The sequence below is a fragment of the Streptomyces fildesensis genome (assembly GCF_016107395.1).
Classification (GTDB): domain Bacteria; phylum Actinomycetota; class Actinomycetes; order Streptomycetales; family Streptomycetaceae; genus Actinacidiphila; species Actinacidiphila fildesensis.
On sequence record NZ_JAAIKO010000063.1, the window covers coordinates 13,361 to 32,995 of the forward strand.

Consider the following 19,635-nt stretch of genomic DNA (forward strand, 5'->3'; position numbering starts at 1 on the left):
GGCACAAATCAGCGAAGGAGGACCGGGCATCTCCGAGATGATGCCCACTTCTACCCGCGCGATTCGTCTTCAGAAATCTGATCATCACAGGTAGCGGGCACCTTCCGTCAACACGGCGTCAGATCCACGATGTGGGCTGAAATGCCGAGGCTGATGGGCATGCTGGTCATGGCGGGCGCGGTCGGCCTCATGGGGGTGGACGCCTCCTACCTGCCGCCGCTGTGGCTGTACTCGGTGTGCGCCATCGCGGTCTCCGGGATCGGTGCGCTCACCCTCCTTGCCGTGTTCGGCACGCCCGGCATGCTGGTGGTCACGCTGTTCCATGTCGCGAGGGCGGTGCCGACGGCCGGTGCCACCGCCCCTTGAGGCGCTGTCCGTCTTCTACCGCTTCCTCGCGGAGTTCGAGCCGCTGCGGCAGATCACCAGCGGTGTCCGCTCGATCCTCTTCTACGGCGCCCAGGGTGATGCGTGCCTGGCCCGAGGCTGGGGGATGATGGCTGTCGGCGTCATCGCAGCCGGCACTCTTCGGCTTCGGGGTGACGGGCTGGTACCGCCAGGGGCTGCACCGCGGCCCCGCCGGGACGAAGCCCGAGAAGACCGCCGCCCCGGCGTAGCGAAACCGTACTCACCTGCCCGCTCGGCCATGGGCGGTGCGAAGATCGCCGCCCAAAGCTTCGTAAACCGATCGGTTTCCATTTCGTCGGAAGCGAGTTAACCTCGCAGTATGACCACCGAGGCGAAGTCAAGTTCCCGAGAGCGGCTGTTGGAGGCGGCGGCCACGCTCACTTACCGAGATGGTGTCGGCATCGGCGTCGATGCGCTGTGCAAGGCTGCGGGGGTATCGAAGCGTTCCATGTACCAGCTGTTCGAGAGCAAGGACGAACTGCTGGCGGCGAGCCTGGAGCGACGAGCCGATTCCTACGCTGCGACGCTCCTGCCCGAGGCGGACGACGGCCGTTCACCCCGCGAGCGAATCCTGCACGTCTTCGAGCAGCTGGAGTCGCAGGCCGGTGCACCCGACTTCCAAGGCTGTCGGTACCTGGCCGTTCAAATCGAGCTCAAAGACCAGAGCCACCCTGCGAGCCAGGTGGCCCACCGGGTCAAGGAGAACCTGACCGCCTTCTTCCGCGCCGAGGCCGAACAGGGTGGGGCGAGCGACCCGGATCTGCTGGCCAGGCAGCTGACCCTGGTCTTCGACGGCGCCAGTGCCCGCGCGGGAATCGGAGCCGACACCCCGACAGGGCTCATCGCTCCCACGGTGGCCACCCTGCTCGATGCGGCAGGCATGCGCTGACGCATCGCCTATGCGAGCAGGCTCGGTGACCGATGTGCTCTACGAGTTGATGCCGGCCTCCGGCGACCCGAGCAGCCCCCAAGGCTTCATGCCCTCTTCCCGGCACTCGGGGGAAGCCCCCATGGCCGTAAGAGTGCTGATGAGCATGCCGCGAGCCAGGAAGGTCGTGGTCTCGTTGACATCGACGACCAGCGGCAGGTGCACGGTCTACCAGAGCCTCATCCAGCCGGCCCGGACGAGCTCGCCGATCTGGCCATCGCCCTGCGCCTCGGCGGCTGCCGCGAAGGTGTGTCCCCGCATCTGCATCAGGAGCGTTTCGGGGCGCGTGGAGATCAGCTGCGCGCAAGCGCCCGCCATCGCGTTCAGGGCCTGCTCGCCCCCATCCCTTTCGCCGCCCTCTCGAAGGCCAGGCGAGTGTCTTCCATGCTCCGCGCCAAGGCGGCGACGAAGATCGCCTTCTTGCCCGGGAAGAGCCGGAAGAGGTACGGCTGCGTGACGGCATGGACGGCGTGTTCAAGCACGGCTTCGAACGGACCGCCGCACCCCGTGCAGGGCACATCCTGCACCTCAAGCAGCCCAAGACGGCGGCCGATCACATCCTGGGCTGTCTGAACAGCTGACTCACCCAACCAGACTTAGGACATATTGATGCCAGAGCGCAATCCCATCCTGATCACCGGTGCCGCCGGCGAAATCGGTGGTGTGAGTCGAACGATGGTCGACATGCTGCTTGAACAAGGGTACCCGGTGCGTGCGTTCGTGCGGCAGGACGACGAACGCGCGGACTCGCTCCGCCAGGCCGGGGCCGAGGTCTTCGTCGGTGACCTGCTCAACATCGCTGACGTGACAGCCGCACTGAAGGACTGCCGACGCATCTACTTCAGCATGAGCCTGTCGCCGTACTACTCCGACGCCGTCATCCTGATGGCCGCGGCGGCGCGCGCCCAGAGCGACATTGAGGTCTTCGTCAACATCTCCGAGTACGAGCAGTCGTTCATGAGGCTCGAGAAGATGACCTGTTGGAGGGCGGGCCCAAGAAGCCGGGCGGCCGCTTCGACCGCACCCGGATGCAGGCCCTCATGGCAGTTGCCTGGTTTTGCGACAGCCGAAGAGATCCTCGACTCACTCGCCCGTTTCTGCCGACGGATCTCCGGCGCAGGACACTAGCTCAACGCATGCGCCAGCAAGGGCGTGAACGCCTCCCTGAAGGAGGCCCTGGCGGTTACGCGGCTGCCGACGCAAGTGGACCGGGACCGGGCTCCCTTGGGGCATGTGCAGACGTCGATGACAGCCGATCTGCTTGCTCCGAAGCGGCCGCCGCGGCGTCGACACCCGAAGATGCTGCCGGAGGGAGCCAAGGACGAGTTGCGGGGCGTGATGAACACGGCCCGTGACGAGATGGTCCTGTAGTGGCTGTCGGACACCAGCCTGCGGCCGGGCGGGTCATCGTCATCACCCAGCCCACCGGCAGGCCGGTGCCCGACCTCGTGTCGTACGCCCCCGAAGCCCCCGCCTCACGCGAACAGCCCGGCTTGCCGCTTCGCCGCCCCTGACCAGCACTTCAGCGCTACGGTTATCCGTAGATCGGCCCTGGTGCCGCCCTCCCCCCCGTGGGGCGGCACCAGGGCCGTCTGCGTACTCACCATCGGCGAGATGCTCCACTTCAAGAGGTTCGGCCACGGCCTGCCGATGGAGATCGTGATGGGCCATCTCCTGACCGGCGGCGGTCCGGACGGAATGGACGCGTCAAGGTCGTCCCTGTCCAGGTGGTACGTGGCGACGAACCGCGCGCGTGGACGGACATCCACGCGGCGATCGTGGACCTGCTCGCGGGCCATCTGCCGGCAACGGATCGGCGGTAGCGCTCTCCCGGCTGGCGCCCGTGCCGGAACTCTTCGTGGGGCGGCCACGAGGGCCGTTGTCAGAGGCGATTGGCAAGATTGCGGCCATGAATGTCACTCCTGTCACTCCGCCACGGCCGATCGACGCTGCCGCGGTCTTTCCTCAACTGGCTCCGCTGGCCCGCACGGCGACCCGCCTGCACCCCCGCCCTGGGGCGCCGACATGGCACGACAGCTCGATCGGCGGGCCGCTGCTGTGGCCCGCTGAGGAGCCGTGGCCGCACTGCGAGGAACCGCATGTGGTGGATGGCATCAACCCAGCCCAGTCCCCGGCGGATCTGCGGCTGGAACGACGGATCTTCGCCGCCTCGCACGGCCGGGACCTGACTCCGGAGGAACGGGAGACTCTCGAGCGGATCCGGCCCCCTCGGACGTATCCGGTGAGGCTGGCCGTCCAGGCGTACGACGGCCCCATAGCGATGCTGCCCGTCGCGCAGCTGTACGTACGGGATGTGCCCGATCTGAGCCCGCCGGAGGGCAAGGACCTGCTGCAGGTTCTGTGGTGCCCCTTTGATCATCCGATCATGCCCAGGACCCTGCTCTTCTGGCGTTCGGCAGCCGCCGTCACTGACATCTTCGACACACCCCCCGAGCCGCCCGCAGTGCAGTTCGACGGCTATCTACCGGAACCGTGCGTGCTCGAACCGGAGCAGATCACCGAGTACCCCGACCATCTGGAGCTGAGCGAAGAACTGCGGGAGCAGCTCAAGCAATGGAGTGTGCCGCAGGCAGCAGAGGAAGACATGGACCCGGACACGTACTACGACTGTGTGCTGTCCAACGCACCCGGCTGGAAGGTCGGCGGCTGGCCCGCTTGGAACTCCACCGACCCCAGCTCGCAGCCCTGCTCCGAGTGCGACACCGGCATGGAGGTCCTGATGACCGTCGCCACGTTCGAGGAAGGGGACGACGCCGGGAACAGCTGGTCTCCGCACCCCCACCCAGGTGCTGGACCGTTCCCCGGCCACCGCGGCTACAACGCGACCGGGGTCCAGATAGGCAGCGGCTACCGGCAGCACCTGTTCGTCTGCCCGGCGGAGCCCGAGCATCCGCACATCGAGTTGATGACGTAGCCCGTCCGCAGTGTGCACCCGGGGCGTCACGGTGCGGGCATGCCGTGACGCCGGGTGGCCGCGAGGCTCAGGGTGCGTCGAAGCCCGCCGCTGCGTCCGGCGCGCCCTCACCGGAGCGGTTCAGGACGTGCGTGGCGCCCAGCTCCTTCGGGCGGGCACCACGCTCGGGCGACGAGGTGGTGACAGCCACCGAGACCGCGCCGCCCTTGGCCGCGAGCTGGACCGTTGTGATCCCGATGCTGCCCGCCGCACGGATGCTGAGGCCCTCACCCGGCAGGCCGCCGAGCGCGACAACACCGCCGCTCTGCTCGCCCTGGCCCAGGTGCGGGAGGAGGCCGGGGACCGGGACGGTGCCGCAGCCGAGGATCGGCGTGCTCGTGAAGCAGGCGGCGAGCTGAGACGCGCGGACGGGCACCGTCGCGACTGCGGGACTCCGCGAAGGCGACCTCGAGCATCCGAAGACCGGATGAGTGGACGATCACCGCGGACCACTCCCCAGACCGGTGCTCCGCCGTGGCTGCCGCCGCCCCTGGCGGAGCAAGCCGTAGGCCCATCGCACGCCTGACAGGAGCACTTGTCGAGGCAGTTTCCGCGCTCAGGGAGGGTAGGCGGGGTGGAGACTTCACGATGTCGCACCACGGAACGTGGTCAAAGAGGAGGCTCTTCTTCATGGGAAACACGCCGCACACGGGGACACGCCGTATCGGGGACATGCAGGTCAGCGCTGTCGGCCTCGGTGGGATGCCGCTGTCCATCGAGGGGAGGCCGGACCGGGACCGGGCGGTCGCCACGATCCACGCGGCGCTGGACTTAGGCATCACCCTGATCGACACGGCGGACGCCTACAGCCTGAACGGTGACGACTTCGGGCACAACGAGTCGCTCATCGCCGACGCCCTCGCCGAGTACGGTGGCGACACCTCCGACGTACTGGTCGCGACCAAGGGCGGGCACACCCGCACGGCGGAAGGCGGGTGGAGCCTCGACGGATCGCCCGCGTACCTGAGGCAGGCCTGCGAGGCGTCGCTGAAGCGGCTGGGCGTGGAGGCGATCGGCCTGTACCAGTTCCACCGGCCGGACCCGAAGGTCTCGGTCGCCGACTCGGTCGGCGCCATCCGCGAACTGCTCGACGAGGGCAAGATCCGATTTGCCGGGGTGTCGAACTTCGACCCCGCGCAGATCATCCAGGCCAACGAGATCCTCGGCGGCCGGCTGGCCGCCGTGCAGAACCAGTTCTCTCCCGCCTTCCGGTCCAGTGAGCCGGAGTTGGAGTTGTGCGACGAACTGGGCATCGCGTTCCTGCCGTGGAGCCCGCTCGGGGGAATCGGGAAGGCGGGCGGCCTCGGGACGCGGTTCGCCCCGTTCGCCGAGATCGGCGCCGCGCACGAGGTTAGTCCCCAGCAGGTCTGCCTGGCCTGGATGCTCGCCAAGTCGCCGGTGGTGGTCCCGATCCCCGGCTCGTCGCGGTCGGCCAGCATCCAGGACTCCGCCGCGGCGACCACGCTGGAACTGACAGCGCAGGAGGTCGCGCGACTGGACGCGTCGCATCAACCGGCGTCCTGACGTTCCGGGCCGGGCCGGGCCGCCCGGCGCCGGCAACGGGGGCCGGTCACTGACCGGGGCTGCGGTGTCAGTACGCTGACGTATTCTTCCGGCCACCGCACACCGACTCGAAGGACCACGCCACGTGACCGGCCTGTCTGCATTCCCTCTACCTTTCCAAGCTTCCCGTTCCCTGCCGTTCGCGACCCCCCGAACGCTGCGGGAACTGCAGATGATGCAGTGCAGCGCACATATCCGGGCGAAGCCGGGGTGGTTCGACAAGATGAGCGATGCCGACATCGCCGCCAGGTGGACTCAGGAGGCGGTCGCCCAGGGCTGACCGAAGCGCAGGTTCGTTACGTGCTCGGCGAACTCCGGTACTACGCCACGCTGCGGGATGCGCCGACCGGGGTCGAGGTGTCCGCCGTCGACGGAGTGTGGCAGTCGGACACGCTGGTCGACGACCAGCTCGGATCCCGGCTGCGCGAGGCGGTTCGGGTACTGGAACAGGTCCCCGCGGCGGATCAGGACTGGCATCCCGGATCCGACGGGCTGGTGCTGGATCTGGTTCATCCCTCGCTGTTCTGCCTGGCGAGAGAGGTGAGTGGGGCCCCCGAGCAGGCTTGGCAGAACCCGACGGACCGCTACTCGAAGTACGAGTTCTCGGAGAAGTTCCAGTGGCTGCCCACGGACGTCGACATCTCTGACGACGGCGATGCCGCGTTCTGCTCGTACGTGAACAACGTCCACCCCGAGACGCATCGCGAACTGGCTTCCGTCCTGCCGGACATGTTCGCGCGCATGCGCCCGCTGCTGGAGAACGTGCTGACCGATCTCCGCCACCCACGGCCCTTGCGGATCGAGGCCGATCCCTACGGATGGTACGACCCGGAGCCGGAGTACCCCGACAAGGCCTCCTACAGCGACAAGGAGGCCTTCGCGGAGGCCGTCCGGGTATGGGAGGAGACCCATGACGACTGGTGGGAAACCCGTCGTCCAACCATCCCCGACGCCCCGGCCTTCAGCGCGCCCGAGTTCCCCGACGAATCCTCCCGAGTCGACCTGTGCGGCCGCCGCCTGCAGGTCATCGTCAAGCTCGCCACCATTCAACTCACCCCGGACAAGACTGAGTATCCCGGAGGTAGCTGGCATGTCGAGGGAATGATGAACGAGCGGATCGTCTCAACAGGCATCTACTACTGGGACAGCGATAACATCACCGAAAGCCGGCTGAGTTTCCGGACGGCACTCGATGACCCGTCCTACCAACAGAGCGATGACAACGGCATGCGTGAGGTCTACGGCCTCGAGAACGAAGGCGCTCTGAACCAGATCCTGGGATCGGCAGCGACCCCCGAGGGCCGCTGCCTGGCGTTCCCGAACATCCTGCAACACCGCGTCAGCTCATTCCGCCTCACCGACCCCACCCGCGCGGGACACCGCAAGATACTCGCGTTCTTCCTGGTCGACCCGTCGGAAAGAATCGTCTCGACCTCCGATTTGCCACCACAGCAACCATGGTCCGACACATCGACGATGACGCTCAATCAGGCCAAGGAATACCGCGAACAACTCATGCAGGAACGCAAGTTCTTCGTCAATGAACACAATGAGCAGCTCTACGAACGAGAATTCTCCCTCTGCGAGCACTGAATCCCTCTGCCGTCGCGGCGCATTGGACGCTAGCGCCCAGGTGAGATAGTCGAGGCGCTGGACGGTCACCTGCCCCAGCACGTCACGGAGTCGGCGCGAAAGGCCGTCGGGGCCCGGGAGTGTCATTCCGCCCCCGAGGCCCCGCGCAGGTCCAACACTCCGCCCGAAGGCTGCCGTTTTCCGGCTCGTCCCCGTTGGGCTGCTCGGGAGGGTATGCGGCCGGAGCAGCCCCTGACGGGGTGCTCCGGCCGCTCGGCGTTCCAGCGGTGGTGGTACGCCAGTGTCACTTGGCCGTGAGGCAGCTGCCGCCGTTCATGGTGGTCGACATCGGCAGAGCGCGGCGTCGAGGCGATCTGCTTCGCCGACACCCGCGGCTCCCAAGTCGAGATCGTCCAGAACATCGGCCGGGCGCTCCGCCTCAACAAGGACGGCTCCATCAAGGTCGCCAGGATCATCGTGCCGGTGTTCCTGGAGTCCAACGAGGACCCTGACGACATGGTCGCCAGCGCCTCGTTCCGCCCCCTTATAGCCGTATTGCAGGGGTCTGCCGCACGATCGGGTGACATCTGAACTGGCTTGCCCTGCAGGGCAGGTGGGAAGGATGTCGCTGTGCCCAAGCCCTATCCGGAAGAGTTCCGCCAAGACGTCGTGCGGGTCGCGAGGAACCGCGGCCCGGGCGTGACGGTCGAGCAGGTGGCCGCCGACGGTGAGCGCCTGCCTTCGCAGGGCGAGGCTGCCGAGGACTGGGTGCGCGAAGCGCTTGAGTTCGTCACGGGCGGGTCGCGTCTCATTCCGCGCCCACAGACGGCGGAACTCCTCGTCCGTCTCCAACTCGGCGATCAAGCGGACGGTCCTGGGGTCGTGTGGGTCGGCTTCGGCGCGCAGGGCCGCTGCGGTCTGCGCGGCAACTTCGGCCCAGTCGGGCAAGAGCCGGCGGGACGCCGGGTCGAGGAACACCCGGCCCGGACCAGGTTGCGCCCGGGCTCGTACAGGGGGGCGAGCGCGCGGGCCTGCTCGTCGGCGAGGTTGCGGCTCACGGCCGGGGCGGGCGGACACGAGAGCGTAGAGAAGGGCCAGCGCCGGCCGAGAAATGTGTCGAGGCCCGGTCCGAAGGCGGTCCCCGGTCATGATCCCTTGCTCAACCGGCGGGCAGCAGGCGAGACTTCACTTCGGATGGGCAAGGGCACATATGAGGGGGATCCATGGGACAGCCGGCACTCGTGCGCACCGGGACGACGGAATTCTTCGTCGAACTCGCGGAAGGCAGCGGTCCGCAGACCGTGGGCATTGCGGACGCACTGTCCTTCGACGGGGTCCGCGGTACGGTGGAGGCCATCGGCGACCAACTCGCCGCCGCCTGGGACAGGGTGCGACCCGATGAGGCGACTGTGGAGTTCGGGCTGAACCTCACCGCGAAGTCCGGGAAACTGACCGGCATGCTGATCGAGGGCAGCGGGGAGGCGGCGCTGCGGATCACCCTCACCTGGAAGGCCGGAAGCCGGCCCTGACCGGTCGGGGCCGCGCGATGTACACACGCGTCGAATCGCGGGAGTTGCGCCGCTGTGTCGTCAGGATCGACACCGTGGACCAACTGCTGTGCGGCACCGGGTTCTTCGTGGCACCCGGATGGGTACTGACCTGCGCACACGTCGTCAAGGACCAGGCGGCGGTCAGTGTGGTCACGGACGCGGGCATCAGCGCGCACCCGGTACAGGGCACCGTCGTGGCACGGTCCGCGCCGAAGGGGGCCGGCGCGCTGTGGCCCTTCCCCGATCTGGCCCTGATCCGCCTCGACGCCGCACTCGACCACCCTTGCGTCCTGCTCGAAGCCGATGATCCGCTCGGGGAGCAGGAGTGCCAGACCTGGGGCTACCCGCCTCGGGAATACGGCCTCGACCCGCCCGGCTCTCCCGCCACCTTCCGTTTCGAGGGAGTGGAAGGCGACGGCTACCTCCGGCTCAAGGCGGGACAGGCCAGACCGGGGCTGTCCGGGGCGCCGCTGTTGTGCCCCGAGCGCCGAGCGGTGGTCGGCGTCGTATCGGCCTCCCGGAACATCGACACGGATCTGGGCGGTTGGGCGTCGCCCGTCTCCGCGCTCTTCGACGGCGGCCCCGGCGTGCCGGCGGACCTGCTCGCCGCCGGCCGGCGGATACGCGGCCTCAACCGCGCCGCCGTCCTCGCCGACCGGACCGCCTGGCACCGTGTCCTGCCGGTCGCGGACTGCGCCACGGCGCTGGAGCGGCCCTGGGCGCCCTTCACCCGAGGTCCGCGCTCCAGTCCCGCAGATCTGCTGCGCAGCGACTTCGCGGTGGTCCCGTATCTGTTCCGCGACGCGGAACTCGACGCTCTGACCGCGTGGTGCCGGGCACCGCACGCGATGTCGGTGGTCCAGGTGGCCGGGCGCGGAGGCGCAGGCAAGACCCGCTTCGGCCTGGAACTGGCCGCCCGGATGGAGCGGCACGGCTGGGTGAGCGGGCTGTGGAGACGCGACAGCGCTCCAGCCGATCTGGCGCGGCTGCCACTCCCCCGGTTCGTGGTGATCGACTACGTCGAAGCCGTCGGCACGCCAGAGTTCCTGGCCCTGCTGGAAGCCCTGCGCCACGGCGCGACGGACATCGCGCCGGTCCGTGTTCTGCTGCTGACGCGCACCGGTACAGGTCCGTCGGCCGACACCCTGGCGAGGCTGGAGGAGGACGCGCCCGCACCGTTGCGGACGATCCTGTCCGAGGCCGGCGACAGCGCCACGGCCGCTGGGCACCTCACCGGCGAGCAGCGCCGGACGCTGTACCAACAGGCCGCTCACGCGTTCTCCCGTGCCTGGCACGCACCCGGCGGCCCGGTCGTCACGCCACCGGATCTGGACGACGCGCGCTACGGGCTGCCGTTGGAAGTTCTGTTCGAGGCGCTGGACCGCGTCCTTCGCCCGGATACCGAACCGGGGGCGGGGTCCGTCGGGGGGCCGGGCAACGAGGGACTTCCCGTGGACCGGATCCTTCGCCATGAGGAGCGCTACTGGGCGGCCACCGCGACCGCCGCCGGCGTGCCCTGGCTGGACGGTGCCTTGCGCCGCCGCCTGGTGGCGGCGGCGACACTCGCGGGCGCCGCCGACAGCCGGCAGGCCCACGCGCTGACCGCCCTGGCCGCGGCGCGGGAAGGCGGCTCGGGCCCGGAGAACCGGGCGCTCGTCGGATGGCTGGCAGGGCTCTACGAGGGACCCGCGCTCCTGGTCCCGTTGCGCCCCGACAAGCTGGGCGAAGCACTGGTGGCCGCGGTCCTGCGCGAGGACCTGCGGACGGGCCCGCCAGCGGACCTGGACAAGGCGCTGTTGACAGGTGTGCTGGGCCTGGACGCCGACGGCCAGGTCGTCCATGCGCTCGATGTGCTCGCCCGGCTGGGGACGGCGGACGGCGAGGTCACCACCTCGGTGGCTCAGGCGCTGGCTGCCCGGCTGCCCGCGCTCGCCCGGCGCGCCGAGCGAGCCGTGCAAGCCCCACCGACCGGGTCCGGCGACGTGTCGCTGCTGCACGGCCTGCTGCGGCTGGTCGGCGCCGAGCTGCTGGAGCGGATCTCAGCGGCCACCCGGTCCGCCGACGACAATGCGCTGCCCGACCTCGCCGCCGCCCTCCTGCGCCTCGGAGATCTCGCCAGGTCCTACGGACGCGGCGAGGAGGCCGGCCGGCTGTACCGCCAGGGCACGGCTCTCGGCCGGGACCTGATCCGCGATCACCCGGAAAACACCGGCCACCAGCGGGACCTGGGGGTGCTCTGCAACCGGCTGGGCGACACGGCCCGAGCCGCCGGGGACCGCAGTGAAGCCGCCAAGTGGTACCAGGAGGCTCTGGGCATCGCCGAGGGTCTGGTGCGGGCGACACCGTCGAGCCCGGTCCACCAGCGGGACCTGGCCGTGTGCTGCGACCGGCTCGGCGAGCTCGCCCGGTTGGACGGCCAGTGGTCCACGGCCGAGCGGCTGCACCGTAAGGCGCTGGCCACAGCACGCAGGCTCGCCACTGCGGAGCCGGGCGACGCCTCGGTGCAACGGGATCTGCTGGTCGCCTACAACCGGCTCGGGGATCTGCTGTCCGGCACGGAACAGCCGCACCAGGCCGCCGAGATGTACCGGCAGGCGGTCATGATCGGACAGGAGCTGGCGCGGCGCGCACCCGACAGCACCGTGCACCTGCGCGACCTGGCGGTCTCGTACAACCGGCTGGGCGATCTGGCCCGTGCCGAAGGCGGCCTGGACCGGGCCGCCGCTCAGTACCGCCAGTCCCTGCGGATCCGCGAGGAACTCGCGCGCACGGAACCCGAGAGCGCCGCCTCCCGCCGCGATCTGGGCCTGTGCTACGCCAGGTTGGGAGATCTCGCCCATGCCTCGCATCAGGGCGAGGAAGCGGCGCGCCTGTACCGGAATTCCTGGGAGGCGGCCTACACGCTCGTGCGGGACGAACCGCAGAACACGACCTATCAGGAGGATCTGACCGCCGTCCGCAAGCGTCTGGCGGCGCAACTGCGGGACCTGGACCAGCGCGCGCCGGGCGACGAGACCGGCGACGACGCGATGAGCTGGGCTGACCTGGCTCGTATGCTCCGGGAAAGCGCGGGAGAGGCCGACGGCGTGGACCTGGATGACGACGTCCAGGACATGTTCTTCGCGGAGCTGGGTTACGACTCGCTCGCTCTGCTGCAGGTGGCCGGCGCGACCGGCATCGAGTACGGACTCTGCCTGGACGACGATGCGATCGCCGAAGCGGACACCCCGCGCAGCCTGCTCGCCCTGATCAACGCCACCGCCGCCGACCTCCGCCGTACGTCGCGGCGCCCCTCGAACCGGAGAGCCGCGAACTGGAGAGCCGGACGTCCCGTCTCCGTCTCCGCCCTCCGCTCCTGGGTGGTCGGCTGGCTGACCGGCAACCTGGGGCTGAGTTCCGCGCAGATCGACCTCGGCGACACCTTCTCCGCGTGTGCGGGCTTCGACTCGATCCGGGCGCTCGATCTGTTCGACGACATCGAGATCGTTTATGGCGTCTACGTAGCTTTCGACTCCGGCTGGGGAGAACTCACCATCCGTAAATTCATCGGCGACCTCCACGCGGACGTGGCACGGCATCAGCAGCGCTAGAGCCTGTCTCTTGGAAGTGCGGTGCGCAGGGTGCTGCATGCCGGATCGAAATCTTGTGGCAGCAGCGTTCGCCCCGCAGCGGCTGATCGAGCGGGTCGTGGGCCTCGACGAGGCGGCAGCGCTGCCGCCTGGCTTCGACCGGGCCTCCCCCGCCGGGATGACGACGATCGATCCGCTCCACGGCTGAATCCACGGCGGACGCGGCCGGGGTGGCGGGCGTGGCGTCGGGATTTGTACGGGTTGTCGGGTGATGATGGCGCCGTGCGACTTGATCACGTGTCCTACGCGGTGGCCCGCGACAGCTTCGTCTCGACCGTCCAGCGGATCGGATCGGCCCTCGGCGCCGGGTTCGTCGACGGCGGCGTGCACCCGCGATTCGGCACCCGCAATTTTATTCTCCCGCTGAGCGGCGGCACCTACGTCGAGGTCGTCACCACACTCGACCACCCCGCCGCCGACCGCGCACCCTTCGGCCAGGCGGTCGCGCGCCGCGCCGCCGAGGGCGGCGGTTGGCTCGGTTGGGTGGTCTCCGTCGACGACATCGCCCCGGTCGAGACCCGCCTCGGCCGCACCTCGGCCGAGGGCCACCGCGTCCGCCCCGACGGGTTCGACCTGAGGTGGAAGCAGATCGGCCTGCTGGAACTGCTGGAGGACCCGCAACTGCCCTACTTCCTTCAGTGGTCGGTCCCCATCGAGGAGCGCCCGAGCGCCGACCCGCGCACCTCCACCACCATCCACGGGGTCTCCATCGCCGGCGACGCCGCCTCCATCGCCGAATTCCTCGGCGAACCGGCCGACCACCCCCTCGACCAGATCGACGTCACTTGGGTTGAGGATGAGGAACCGGGCCTGGTCTCGGTCGAGTTCGCCACCGCCCACGGCCCGGTCACGATCTGACCAGGGCCCGACTGCTCCGCGGGAGCAGCCGGCCGGGATCTCCCGGCTGGCGCGTGTCGATTTAGTGGATTGGTCAGTTGATCGGATGTGTCTGCCCGATCAGTGATCACTGATGCGATGTGGAGCCGGATCGAGCCGCTGATGCCGGCTGACCCGGTCCGTGGACGGCGGAGGGCCGATCACCGCCGAACGCTCGAGGCCATCGCGTGGCACCGCTACGAGACCATGGGCACCCCGGTCTATCCCGAGCCGCACACAGGGCTGCTGCCTTGCTGCACTCATTGGTCCGTGTCCCCGCGATGGAGCACAGCAACCTGCTGTACGCAGCCTCGGTCGCGGTGGCCTACCTCACCGCCAGCGGCCAGCCCGTCAAGGTCACCGCAGCCGAGGCCGGCGACCTCGTCGATCATGTCGACCACGGACAACTCGACGTCCGCCAGGCAGCCGCCGTCCTGCGCGGTTGGACCCATGCCTGACCTGCAAGCACCTCATGGGTGCCCACGGTGGACCTGCGGTGGTACCTAGCGAGCCCAATTTGGGGCATCCTGCCATCACGGCGAACAGCACCCCCAGGCGCGCGGCGGTCCGTCAACTTCGAGGCCGCCTGGTGCCGACCACCAACTAGTCGGGCCTTCATGGCGCATCGGCAGGACCAGGATGGAGAAGTGGGGGCCTGAACTCCAGTCCCGGCGACCCGGGGAACCCCGCTCCGGAGCCGAACCCTGAACCTGAGCCCGGCGATGAGTGACGCGCCGGCGATCGGGGAGGTGGCGCACATCGCGGACCGGCTCCGGGTCCAGTGTGCGCAGGAGCTCGACGCACGCGAGAGCGGGTACTTCCATCAACGCGCCTGGCTGCGCACCGCCTTCCTGACGGTGCCCAGGGAGAACGTCGTCCCGGAGCAGGTGTGGTGGCCCCACCCCCGGGACGATGGCCTGCACCACGTCATCAACCGCGGCCAACACCCCCGCGCCTGGATCAAATCTGACCTCGCTGGGAAACAGGCGAAAGGACTGGGGGGACGCGTGGAGGGGCCCTGGTGCCATGGCACCAGGGCCCCGAAGGACGGAAAACACCACCTGCCGACCCCAATACTGCGCCGGCCTACTGTGTCCGCACCCGACCGGTAATCAGTCGGGGGTACGGGGATCGCTGATGCGTGACCGGAGACCACCTCACTATCGATGTCCTGCGGTACCCGGGCGCACTACTTCGCCCGGGCGATCCTGATGGCGCTCAACCCCTCCGTTCCCTCTGGATCAATCACTTGCTCGTTCGGTACTGCGCACTACGGGTGATACGTACTGCTGGTGGCCTTCACCGCACCACCGTCCGGCAGCCAGCCCCGTCGCCCGTACTGCAACTGCCCTGGCTTAGAACCCCACTGCCGAACCCCTTGGCACGCGCGCCCGCAGCCCGACGCCTTCACCAAGAGAACTTCATGCCACTGCACTGCTGGTACTGCCGTACAGCTGTGTTGCGGGTACTGCTGGTGGCCTTCACCGCACCACCGTCCGGCAGCCAGCCCCGTCGCCCGTACTGCAACCGCTCTGGCTTAGAACCCCACTGCCGAACCTCTCGGCACGCGCGCCCGCAGCCCGACGCCTTCACCGAGAGACCACTTGTGTACTGCGCTGCTGGTACTGCAACCGCATCTGGTACTGCTGTCCTGCGTGATGCGGTACTTCGGGTACTGCGTGTCAGACCTGCACGTGCCGTACTGCGTTACTGCGGTCCTGCGCGGCGGCCCCTCCCGGGGCGGCCCGGCCCGGCAATCAACCCTGCGACCCACCAGCACTGCACTGGCCGCCGGATTCCATCACCGTGCCACACACTCCGCGCGGCAGTTCGTGTCTGCCGCGCCCTGCTTCCTTCTTGACTACGACCAGAACACTACCCACACCCGGAAGCGAATGTCTACTTCACACGCGATAGGTTTTCGCGGCACTGCCCGATAGGCATTCTGTCGCCCACTCAGCGACACCCCCGGTCGCGACACGGCACGGAAAGGGCAGGAGAACCGCATGAGACACGACCCCTCACCGCCCATCCCGCACACGGACATCTGCGACGTGTGCGCCCGGCGGCTCACCGACGGGTGCCGCCTGGCCGTCGTCCGGGACTCCTCCGCTGTTCACGCCCGCGACCCGGCACGTGACGGCCTGCGCCTGATCGCCACCTGCTCACCCGAACACCTCACCACCCTGCAGGATGAGTACGACCAACGGCCCTTCATCCCCGAGGAGCTGTGGGCCGGAAAGATCCTGCGCGCCCTGGCGCAGCAGCCCGTCGGGATCACCGGCGAAGCCCTGTCCGCGGCGACCGGGCTGGACGATCTGCAGATCCAACGCACCAGGGCATGGCAGCAGCACCACGCCCGGCGCATGCAGCGCTCCGAGCACCCCCCCACGATCCTCCGAGGGGTGACGGTTCTCGATTGCCGGCTGGGGGTTGTAGCAGGTGGGTATGGGGGCCGCCCTTCGAAGCCTTGGCAGGCAGGGGCCGCGGCTCGCCCCGCGACCATCTCGCGGGCCTGGGGTCCGAGTAGGAACGGCCCAGGAAACCGGTGTTGCTGTCAGAAGTTTTGACAGGTCGTGATCGGGGACGAGTGACGCGGACGTGGTACGAGGAGAATGCGCGGCGCGCTGGGCGCCGGCGAAGCTTCCTGATCGTCCTGGACGAGACGCGTGAACTCACCGAGGACGAGGTCAACGACCTGCTCGGCGACGACGGCCGCCGGCCGGCCGGGCCGAGGAGGATGACTACGAATGGGTGCGCTGATCAGCGCACCGTCAGGGCCCCGCGCGTGCGCGTCGCCGGTGCAGACGATGGCGTTCTCGCCGGGGACCGGGGTCTCAAAGCGGGTCGAAGAAGTCGTCCAGGGCTCCGGGGGTGGCGGTGAGCGCGTTGGCGCGCCGCCGCGGGGTCGGGCTTGTGGGCGGGGCCCTGTGGTTCCCGTCGGCGCCCGTGACGCCGAGCCCGGTAGCGCACTGGTCGCGCTACCGGGCTCTTGTGCGCTGGCCGACCGGGTGCCGGGTCAGATCTCGATGTCGACCACGATTTTGGCGTGTGCCGAGCCGTCCTCGACGGCGGCGTGGGCCTGGGCGACCGTGTCCAGGGTGTAGCGGCGGGGGTCCAGCAGCGGCTTGAGCAGGCCCGCGTCGGCCATGGCGGCGGCTTGGCGCAGGATCTCGCCGTGGTGCTCGCGGCCGCGGCCGGTGAGCATGGGCAGCAAGGTGAACACCCCTGAGTAGGTCGCGCCGCGAAAGGAGAGCGGAGCCAGGCTGTGGCTTCCCCACCCGAGGGCGCTCAGGACGTGGCCGGTGTAGGTGCGCACCGCGGCGAAGGAGTCGTCCAGGACGGCGCCGCCGACGGTGTCGAAGACGATGTCGAAGCCCTCGCCACCGGTGTGTGCGGTGACATACTCCTGCACCTCGGTCGTGGCGTAGTCGATCGCGGTGGCTCCGAACTGCCGCACGAGCGCGGCGTCGGTCGCGGAGGCGGTGGCGAAGACCTCGGCGCCGCGGGCGCGGGCGATCTGCACCGCGACGTGACCGATGCCGCCGGCGCCGCCGTGCACCAGGACCTTGTGGCCGGTGCCGACCTGGGCCCGGTCCACCAGCCCCTCCCAGGCCGTGACGACGGCCAAGGGCAGGACCGCGGCCTCCCGCAGGGTCAAGGTGGCGGGCTTGTGAGCGAGCAGTCGGACGTCGGCGGCAACGTACTGGGCCAACGATCCTTGGAGGTCACCGACGCCGCCGCTCAGGCCGTAGACCTCGTCGCCGGGAGAGAACCCGGTCGCGCCGGGGCCGACCTCTTCGACGGTGCCGGCCAGGTCCAGGCCCAGCACCGCGGGCAGCACCGTACGGGCGTGCGAGGCCAGGCCGGCGCGGATCTTGGTGCCCAGGGGGTTCACGCCGCTGGCAGCGATCTTGACCAGGACCTGGCCCGGGCCGGGTACGGGTTTGGTGATGTCGGTGAGGTGCAACGAGGTGGCGAACTCGGTCAGTACGGCTGCGCGCATGGTCCTGGTCCTTCGGTAGGTCACGATGGAGGCCACCGTTATGAGGAGCGGTTGGGCTGGGGGCGGGCCGTTGGATCGGGCAGGGCCAGGTCGAGGACCGCGGCCGCGAACGCGGCCGGGCACTCCTGGGGGAGGTTGTGCCCGGCATGCGGCACCCGCAGGTGCTCGCGCGGGCCGGTGAGGTGCGCGGCTGAAGCGGAGCCGTCGGTGGCGGGAAAGTTGCCGTCCGCCTCCCCGTCCAGCGTGATCGTCGGCACGGTGATGGCAGGCTGGCGGGCGAGCTGCCGCTCGAGCTCCTCGTAGGACGGGTCTCCCGGCGCCAGCCCGAGCCGGTGCCGATAGGAGTGGATGACCACGTCCACATAGTCCTCGTTGAAGAAGGCCCGGGCGGTGCGGTCCAGGAGCGTGTCGGCGAAGTCCCAGTCGGGCGGGTTGCGCCGCCAGATCACCTCAGCGATGTCGCGCCGGTTGGCGGTCAGGCCGCGCATGCCGCGTTCGGTGGCGAAGTAGTGGAAGTACCAGAACCCGGCTTCCAGGTCGGGTCGCAGGGGCCGGCCCGCGACGCTGATGTCCTGGATGAGGTAGCTGTTGACCGACACCAGCCCTGCACAGCGCTCGGGCCATAGCGCGGCAACGACGTTGGCGGCCCGCGCGCCCCAGTCGTAGCCGGCCAGCACCGCGCGCGGCAGGCCCAAAGCGTCCAGCAGTTCGATGACGTCGGCGCCCAGTGCCGCCTGCTGCCCCGACCGCGCGGTGGCAGGGTCCGCGAAGCGGGTGGGGCCGTGGCCGCGCAGGTAGGGGACGATGATCCTCAGGCCGGCTGCGGCCAGTTCCGGGGCGACGTCGACGTAGCTGTGGACGTCGTAGGGGAATCCGTGCAGCAGCAGGACGGCGGGGCCCCGGGCAGGGCCGGCCTCGTAGTAGGCGACCTCCAGGACACCGGCCCGCATCGTGCGCGAGGTGCCGAGCCCGGCAGGTCCTGCGGAGGTCGCCGCTGCGGGGATCACGGTTGCAGCAGCCACTGGGACTCGGCGCTTGCGCGCGAGGGGCGCCAGTCGATGACCGTGTGCGTGGCCACCTTGTTCCTGCCGAACGGGTCCCGGGCCAGGATGCGGCCCAGCTCCTCTCGGTCATTGGCCCTGGCCAAGATCAGGCCGCCCGTCCTGGGGTCCTGGCGGCCGGAGGCGATGAAGTGCCCGGCTGCGAAGTTCTCCTCCAGCCAGGTGTTGTGGGCCTCCAGGTGGCGGTCGATCTCGTCGAGCGGAGCGGTGTAGTTCAGGATCACGATGAACATGGTGTGCACGGCCAATCATCAGAACGGAGCGGTACGGGCCATGGGGTCAGGCGGGCTGGACCCGGGCCCAGAAGTCGTTGAACTCGACGCTGTCGAAGAACGCGACGGCGCTGACGATCCGGTGTTCGCGCATGGTCAGGAACCAGGCGTAGGTGTTGTCGTAGCGGGAGCCGTCACGCACGGTGGCGCTCGCGTCGAACAGGGCGACCACGGTGTCCCCGTCGGCGTACAGCGCCCGTACGGACGGCACCAGCGGGCTGCTCAACCGCGCATTGAACGGGGTGATGACCGTGTCGATGAATGCCGCACGGGTGGGGTAGGTGGCGGAGGCGACGCTGTTGCCGACGATGGTCCAGTTCGCGTCCTCGGCCAGGAGGTCGAACACCCCTCCCGTGCCGGCGGCCCAGGCATCGAACGCCTCCGCGACCAGGTGCTTGTTGGATTCCTCGGACATGGGATCTCTCGTTTCGTCGGTGAGGTGTTCGGCGGCTGCGCCGTCCCTGACCATGCTCGTCGCAGCTCCCGGGCGGTACATGAGTCATCCGACCCGGCTTTCTGCACCGAAACGCCGATGATCGCCTGCGGGTGCCGGTCCGATGCCGCCCATGGCGAGCGCACCGCCCGCGGCGCGGCGGACTGGCCTGCGGCGGCGATGACGTGGAGTGACCGCGGGGCCGCACAAAGAGCCCGCTGCAGTCAGGTCGGATGACTGGTGCGGTGTGCGGGCCTGCGGGATGAGGATTCAGTTGTTCCCGCCGCTCGGCGGGGCAGCCCCATCGCATCCTTAGTACTGCAACCGCATGTGGGGGTGGTGGCCTCGGCGTTGGTAGTGGCATCT

17 protein-coding genes and 6 pseudogenes are annotated in these 19,635 nt (G+C 69.2%); 15 read left to right on the forward strand and 8 right to left on the reverse strand.

The features are described 5' to 3' along the window. The first annotated feature begins 141 nt into the window (after positions 1-141). Together C6N31_RS45765 and C6N31_RS39345 are read left to right on the forward strand one after the other, a co-directional pair. Positions 142-366: a hypothetical protein gene (locus C6N31_RS45765; RefSeq protein WP_306665066.1), complete on the forward strand. Its 225-nt coding sequence runs from the start codon at positions 142-144 to the stop codon at positions 364-366. A 358-nt stretch (positions 367-724) separates the two neighbouring features. After that, positions 725-1,294, forward strand: a complete 570-nt coding sequence (locus C6N31_RS39345; RefSeq protein WP_138357048.1) for a TetR/AcrR family transcriptional regulator — start codon at positions 725-727, stop codon at positions 1,292-1,294. Positions 1,295-1,333: 39 nt separating this feature from the next. On the opposite strand, the pseudogene C6N31_RS44645 reads toward C6N31_RS39345, so the two are convergent. Further along, positions 1,334-1,851 (reverse strand): annotated as a pseudogene (locus C6N31_RS44645) (TetR family transcriptional regulator). Positions 1,852-1,942: 91 nt separating this feature from the next. On the opposite strand from C6N31_RS44645, the gene C6N31_RS39360 reads away from it, so the two are divergent. The 3 genes from C6N31_RS39360 (at position 1,943) to C6N31_RS39365 (ending at position 4,268) form a co-directional block, all read left to right on the forward strand. Next, complete coding sequence (locus tag C6N31_RS39360; RefSeq protein WP_232486206.1) at positions 1,943-2,461, forward strand: NAD(P)H-binding protein; 519 nt, start codon at positions 1,943-1,945, stop codon at positions 2,459-2,461. Between the two features lie 117 nt (positions 2,462-2,578). After that, the gene (locus C6N31_RS45365; RefSeq protein ID WP_269289655.1) at positions 2,579-2,704 is read left to right on the forward strand and encodes a hypothetical protein; all 126 of its coding nucleotides are present in this window, start codon (positions 2,579-2,581) and stop codon (positions 2,702-2,704) included. A 538-nt stretch (positions 2,705-3,242) separates the two neighbouring features. Beyond that, positions 3,243-4,268, forward strand: a complete 1,026-nt coding sequence (locus C6N31_RS39365) for a hypothetical protein (protein WP_138357047.1) — start codon at positions 3,243-3,245, stop codon at positions 4,266-4,268. 76 nt (positions 4,269-4,344) lie between these two features. Here C6N31_RS39365 and C6N31_RS39370 read toward each other — a convergent pair. Then, positions 4,345-4,521, reverse strand: a pseudogene (locus C6N31_RS39370) (zinc-binding dehydrogenase); the annotation flags it as partial. A gap of 416 nt (positions 4,522-4,937) precedes the next feature. Here C6N31_RS39370 and C6N31_RS39375 point away from each other — a divergent pair. From C6N31_RS39375 to C6N31_RS44650, 3 genes and pseudogenes are all read left to right on the forward strand, one after another. Then, entirely contained in the window at positions 4,938-5,831 is an 894-nt protein-coding gene (locus C6N31_RS39375) for an aldo/keto reductase (protein WP_138357045.1), read from the forward strand. Between the two features lie 124 nt (positions 5,832-5,955). Then, a pseudogene (locus C6N31_RS39380) lies at positions 5,956-7,463 on the forward strand (DUF4246 domain-containing protein). A gap of 327 nt (positions 7,464-7,790) precedes the next feature. Continuing rightward, positions 7,791-8,006 (forward strand): annotated as a pseudogene (locus C6N31_RS44650) (hypothetical protein); the annotation flags it as partial. A 213-nt stretch (positions 8,007-8,219) separates the two neighbouring features. Here the strand turns inward: C6N31_RS44650 and C6N31_RS39385 are convergent. Then, positions 8,220-8,591 (reverse strand): annotated as a pseudogene (locus tag C6N31_RS39385) (MmyB family transcriptional regulator); the annotation flags it as partial. A 74-nt stretch (positions 8,592-8,665) separates the two neighbouring features. Here C6N31_RS39385 and C6N31_RS39390 point away from each other — a divergent pair. The 7 genes and pseudogenes from C6N31_RS39390 (at position 8,666) to C6N31_RS39415 (ending at position 14,609) form a co-directional block, all read left to right on the forward strand. Continuing rightward, a complete protein-coding gene (locus tag C6N31_RS39390; RefSeq protein WP_138357044.1) occupies positions 8,666-8,971 on the forward strand; it encodes a CU044_2847 family protein in 306 nt (101 codons plus the stop codon). A gap of 17 nt (positions 8,972-8,988) precedes the next feature. Beyond that, a complete protein-coding gene (locus C6N31_RS39395; RefSeq protein ID WP_198359371.1) occupies positions 8,989-12,582 on the forward strand; it encodes a tetratricopeptide repeat protein in 3,594 nt (1,197 codons plus the stop codon). A 55-nt stretch (positions 12,583-12,637) separates the two neighbouring features. Further along, the gene (locus C6N31_RS45370; RefSeq protein WP_269770873.1) at positions 12,638-12,769 is read left to right on the forward strand and encodes a hypothetical protein; all 132 of its coding nucleotides are present in this window, start codon (positions 12,638-12,640) and stop codon (positions 12,767-12,769) included. A 74-nt stretch (positions 12,770-12,843) separates the two neighbouring features. Continuing rightward, entirely contained in the window at positions 12,844-13,479 is a 636-nt protein-coding gene (locus C6N31_RS39400) for a VOC family protein (protein ID WP_138357042.1), read from the forward strand. 87 nt (positions 13,480-13,566) lie between these two features. Further along, positions 13,567-13,734, forward strand: a pseudogene (locus C6N31_RS39405) (transposase); the annotation flags it as partial. Between the two features lie 44 nt (positions 13,735-13,778). Next, on the forward strand, positions 13,779-13,955 hold the full coding sequence (locus C6N31_RS39410; RefSeq protein ID WP_187145372.1) for a hypothetical protein: 177 nt from the start codon (positions 13,779-13,781) through the stop codon (positions 13,953-13,955). Between the two features lie 264 nt (positions 13,956-14,219). Next, the gene (locus C6N31_RS39415; RefSeq protein ID WP_198359372.1) at positions 14,220-14,609 is read left to right on the forward strand and encodes a hypothetical protein; all 390 of its coding nucleotides are present in this window, start codon (positions 14,220-14,222) and stop codon (positions 14,607-14,609) included. 1,053 nt (positions 14,610-15,662) lie between these two features. On the opposite strand, the gene C6N31_RS39420 is transcribed toward C6N31_RS39415, so the two are convergent. The 5 genes from C6N31_RS39420 to C6N31_RS39440 all read right to left on the reverse strand — a co-directional run bounded on the left by C6N31_RS39420 (position 15,663) and on the right by C6N31_RS39440 (position 19,251). Further along, positions 15,663-15,881, reverse strand: coding sequence for a hypothetical protein (locus C6N31_RS39420; protein ID WP_187144671.1), 219 nt, complete (start codon positions 15,879-15,881; stop codon positions 15,663-15,665). A 635-nt stretch (positions 15,882-16,516) separates the two neighbouring features. Next, positions 16,517-17,503 carry a zinc-dependent alcohol dehydrogenase family protein gene (locus C6N31_RS39425; RefSeq protein WP_198359373.1) on the reverse strand — a complete coding sequence of 329 codons (987 nt, stop codon included), beginning with the start codon at positions 17,501-17,503 and terminating at the stop codon, positions 16,517-16,519. Between the two features lie 38 nt (positions 17,504-17,541). Then, positions 17,542-18,510, reverse strand: a complete 969-nt coding sequence (locus tag C6N31_RS39430; protein ID WP_307811590.1) for an alpha/beta fold hydrolase — start codon at positions 18,508-18,510, stop codon at positions 17,542-17,544. Beyond that, on the reverse strand, positions 18,507-18,797 hold the full coding sequence (locus tag C6N31_RS39435) for a YciI family protein (RefSeq protein ID WP_138357055.1): 291 nt from the start codon (positions 18,795-18,797) through the stop codon (positions 18,507-18,509). The genes C6N31_RS39430 and C6N31_RS39435 overlap by 4 nt, the downstream gene beginning before the upstream one ends. 46 nt (positions 18,798-18,843) lie before the next feature. Further along, the gene (locus C6N31_RS39440; RefSeq protein WP_138357039.1) at positions 18,844-19,251 is read right to left on the reverse strand and encodes a nuclear transport factor 2 family protein; all 408 of its coding nucleotides are present in this window, start codon (positions 19,249-19,251) and stop codon (positions 18,844-18,846) included. Between the last annotated feature and the right edge of the window lie 384 nt (positions 19,252-19,635).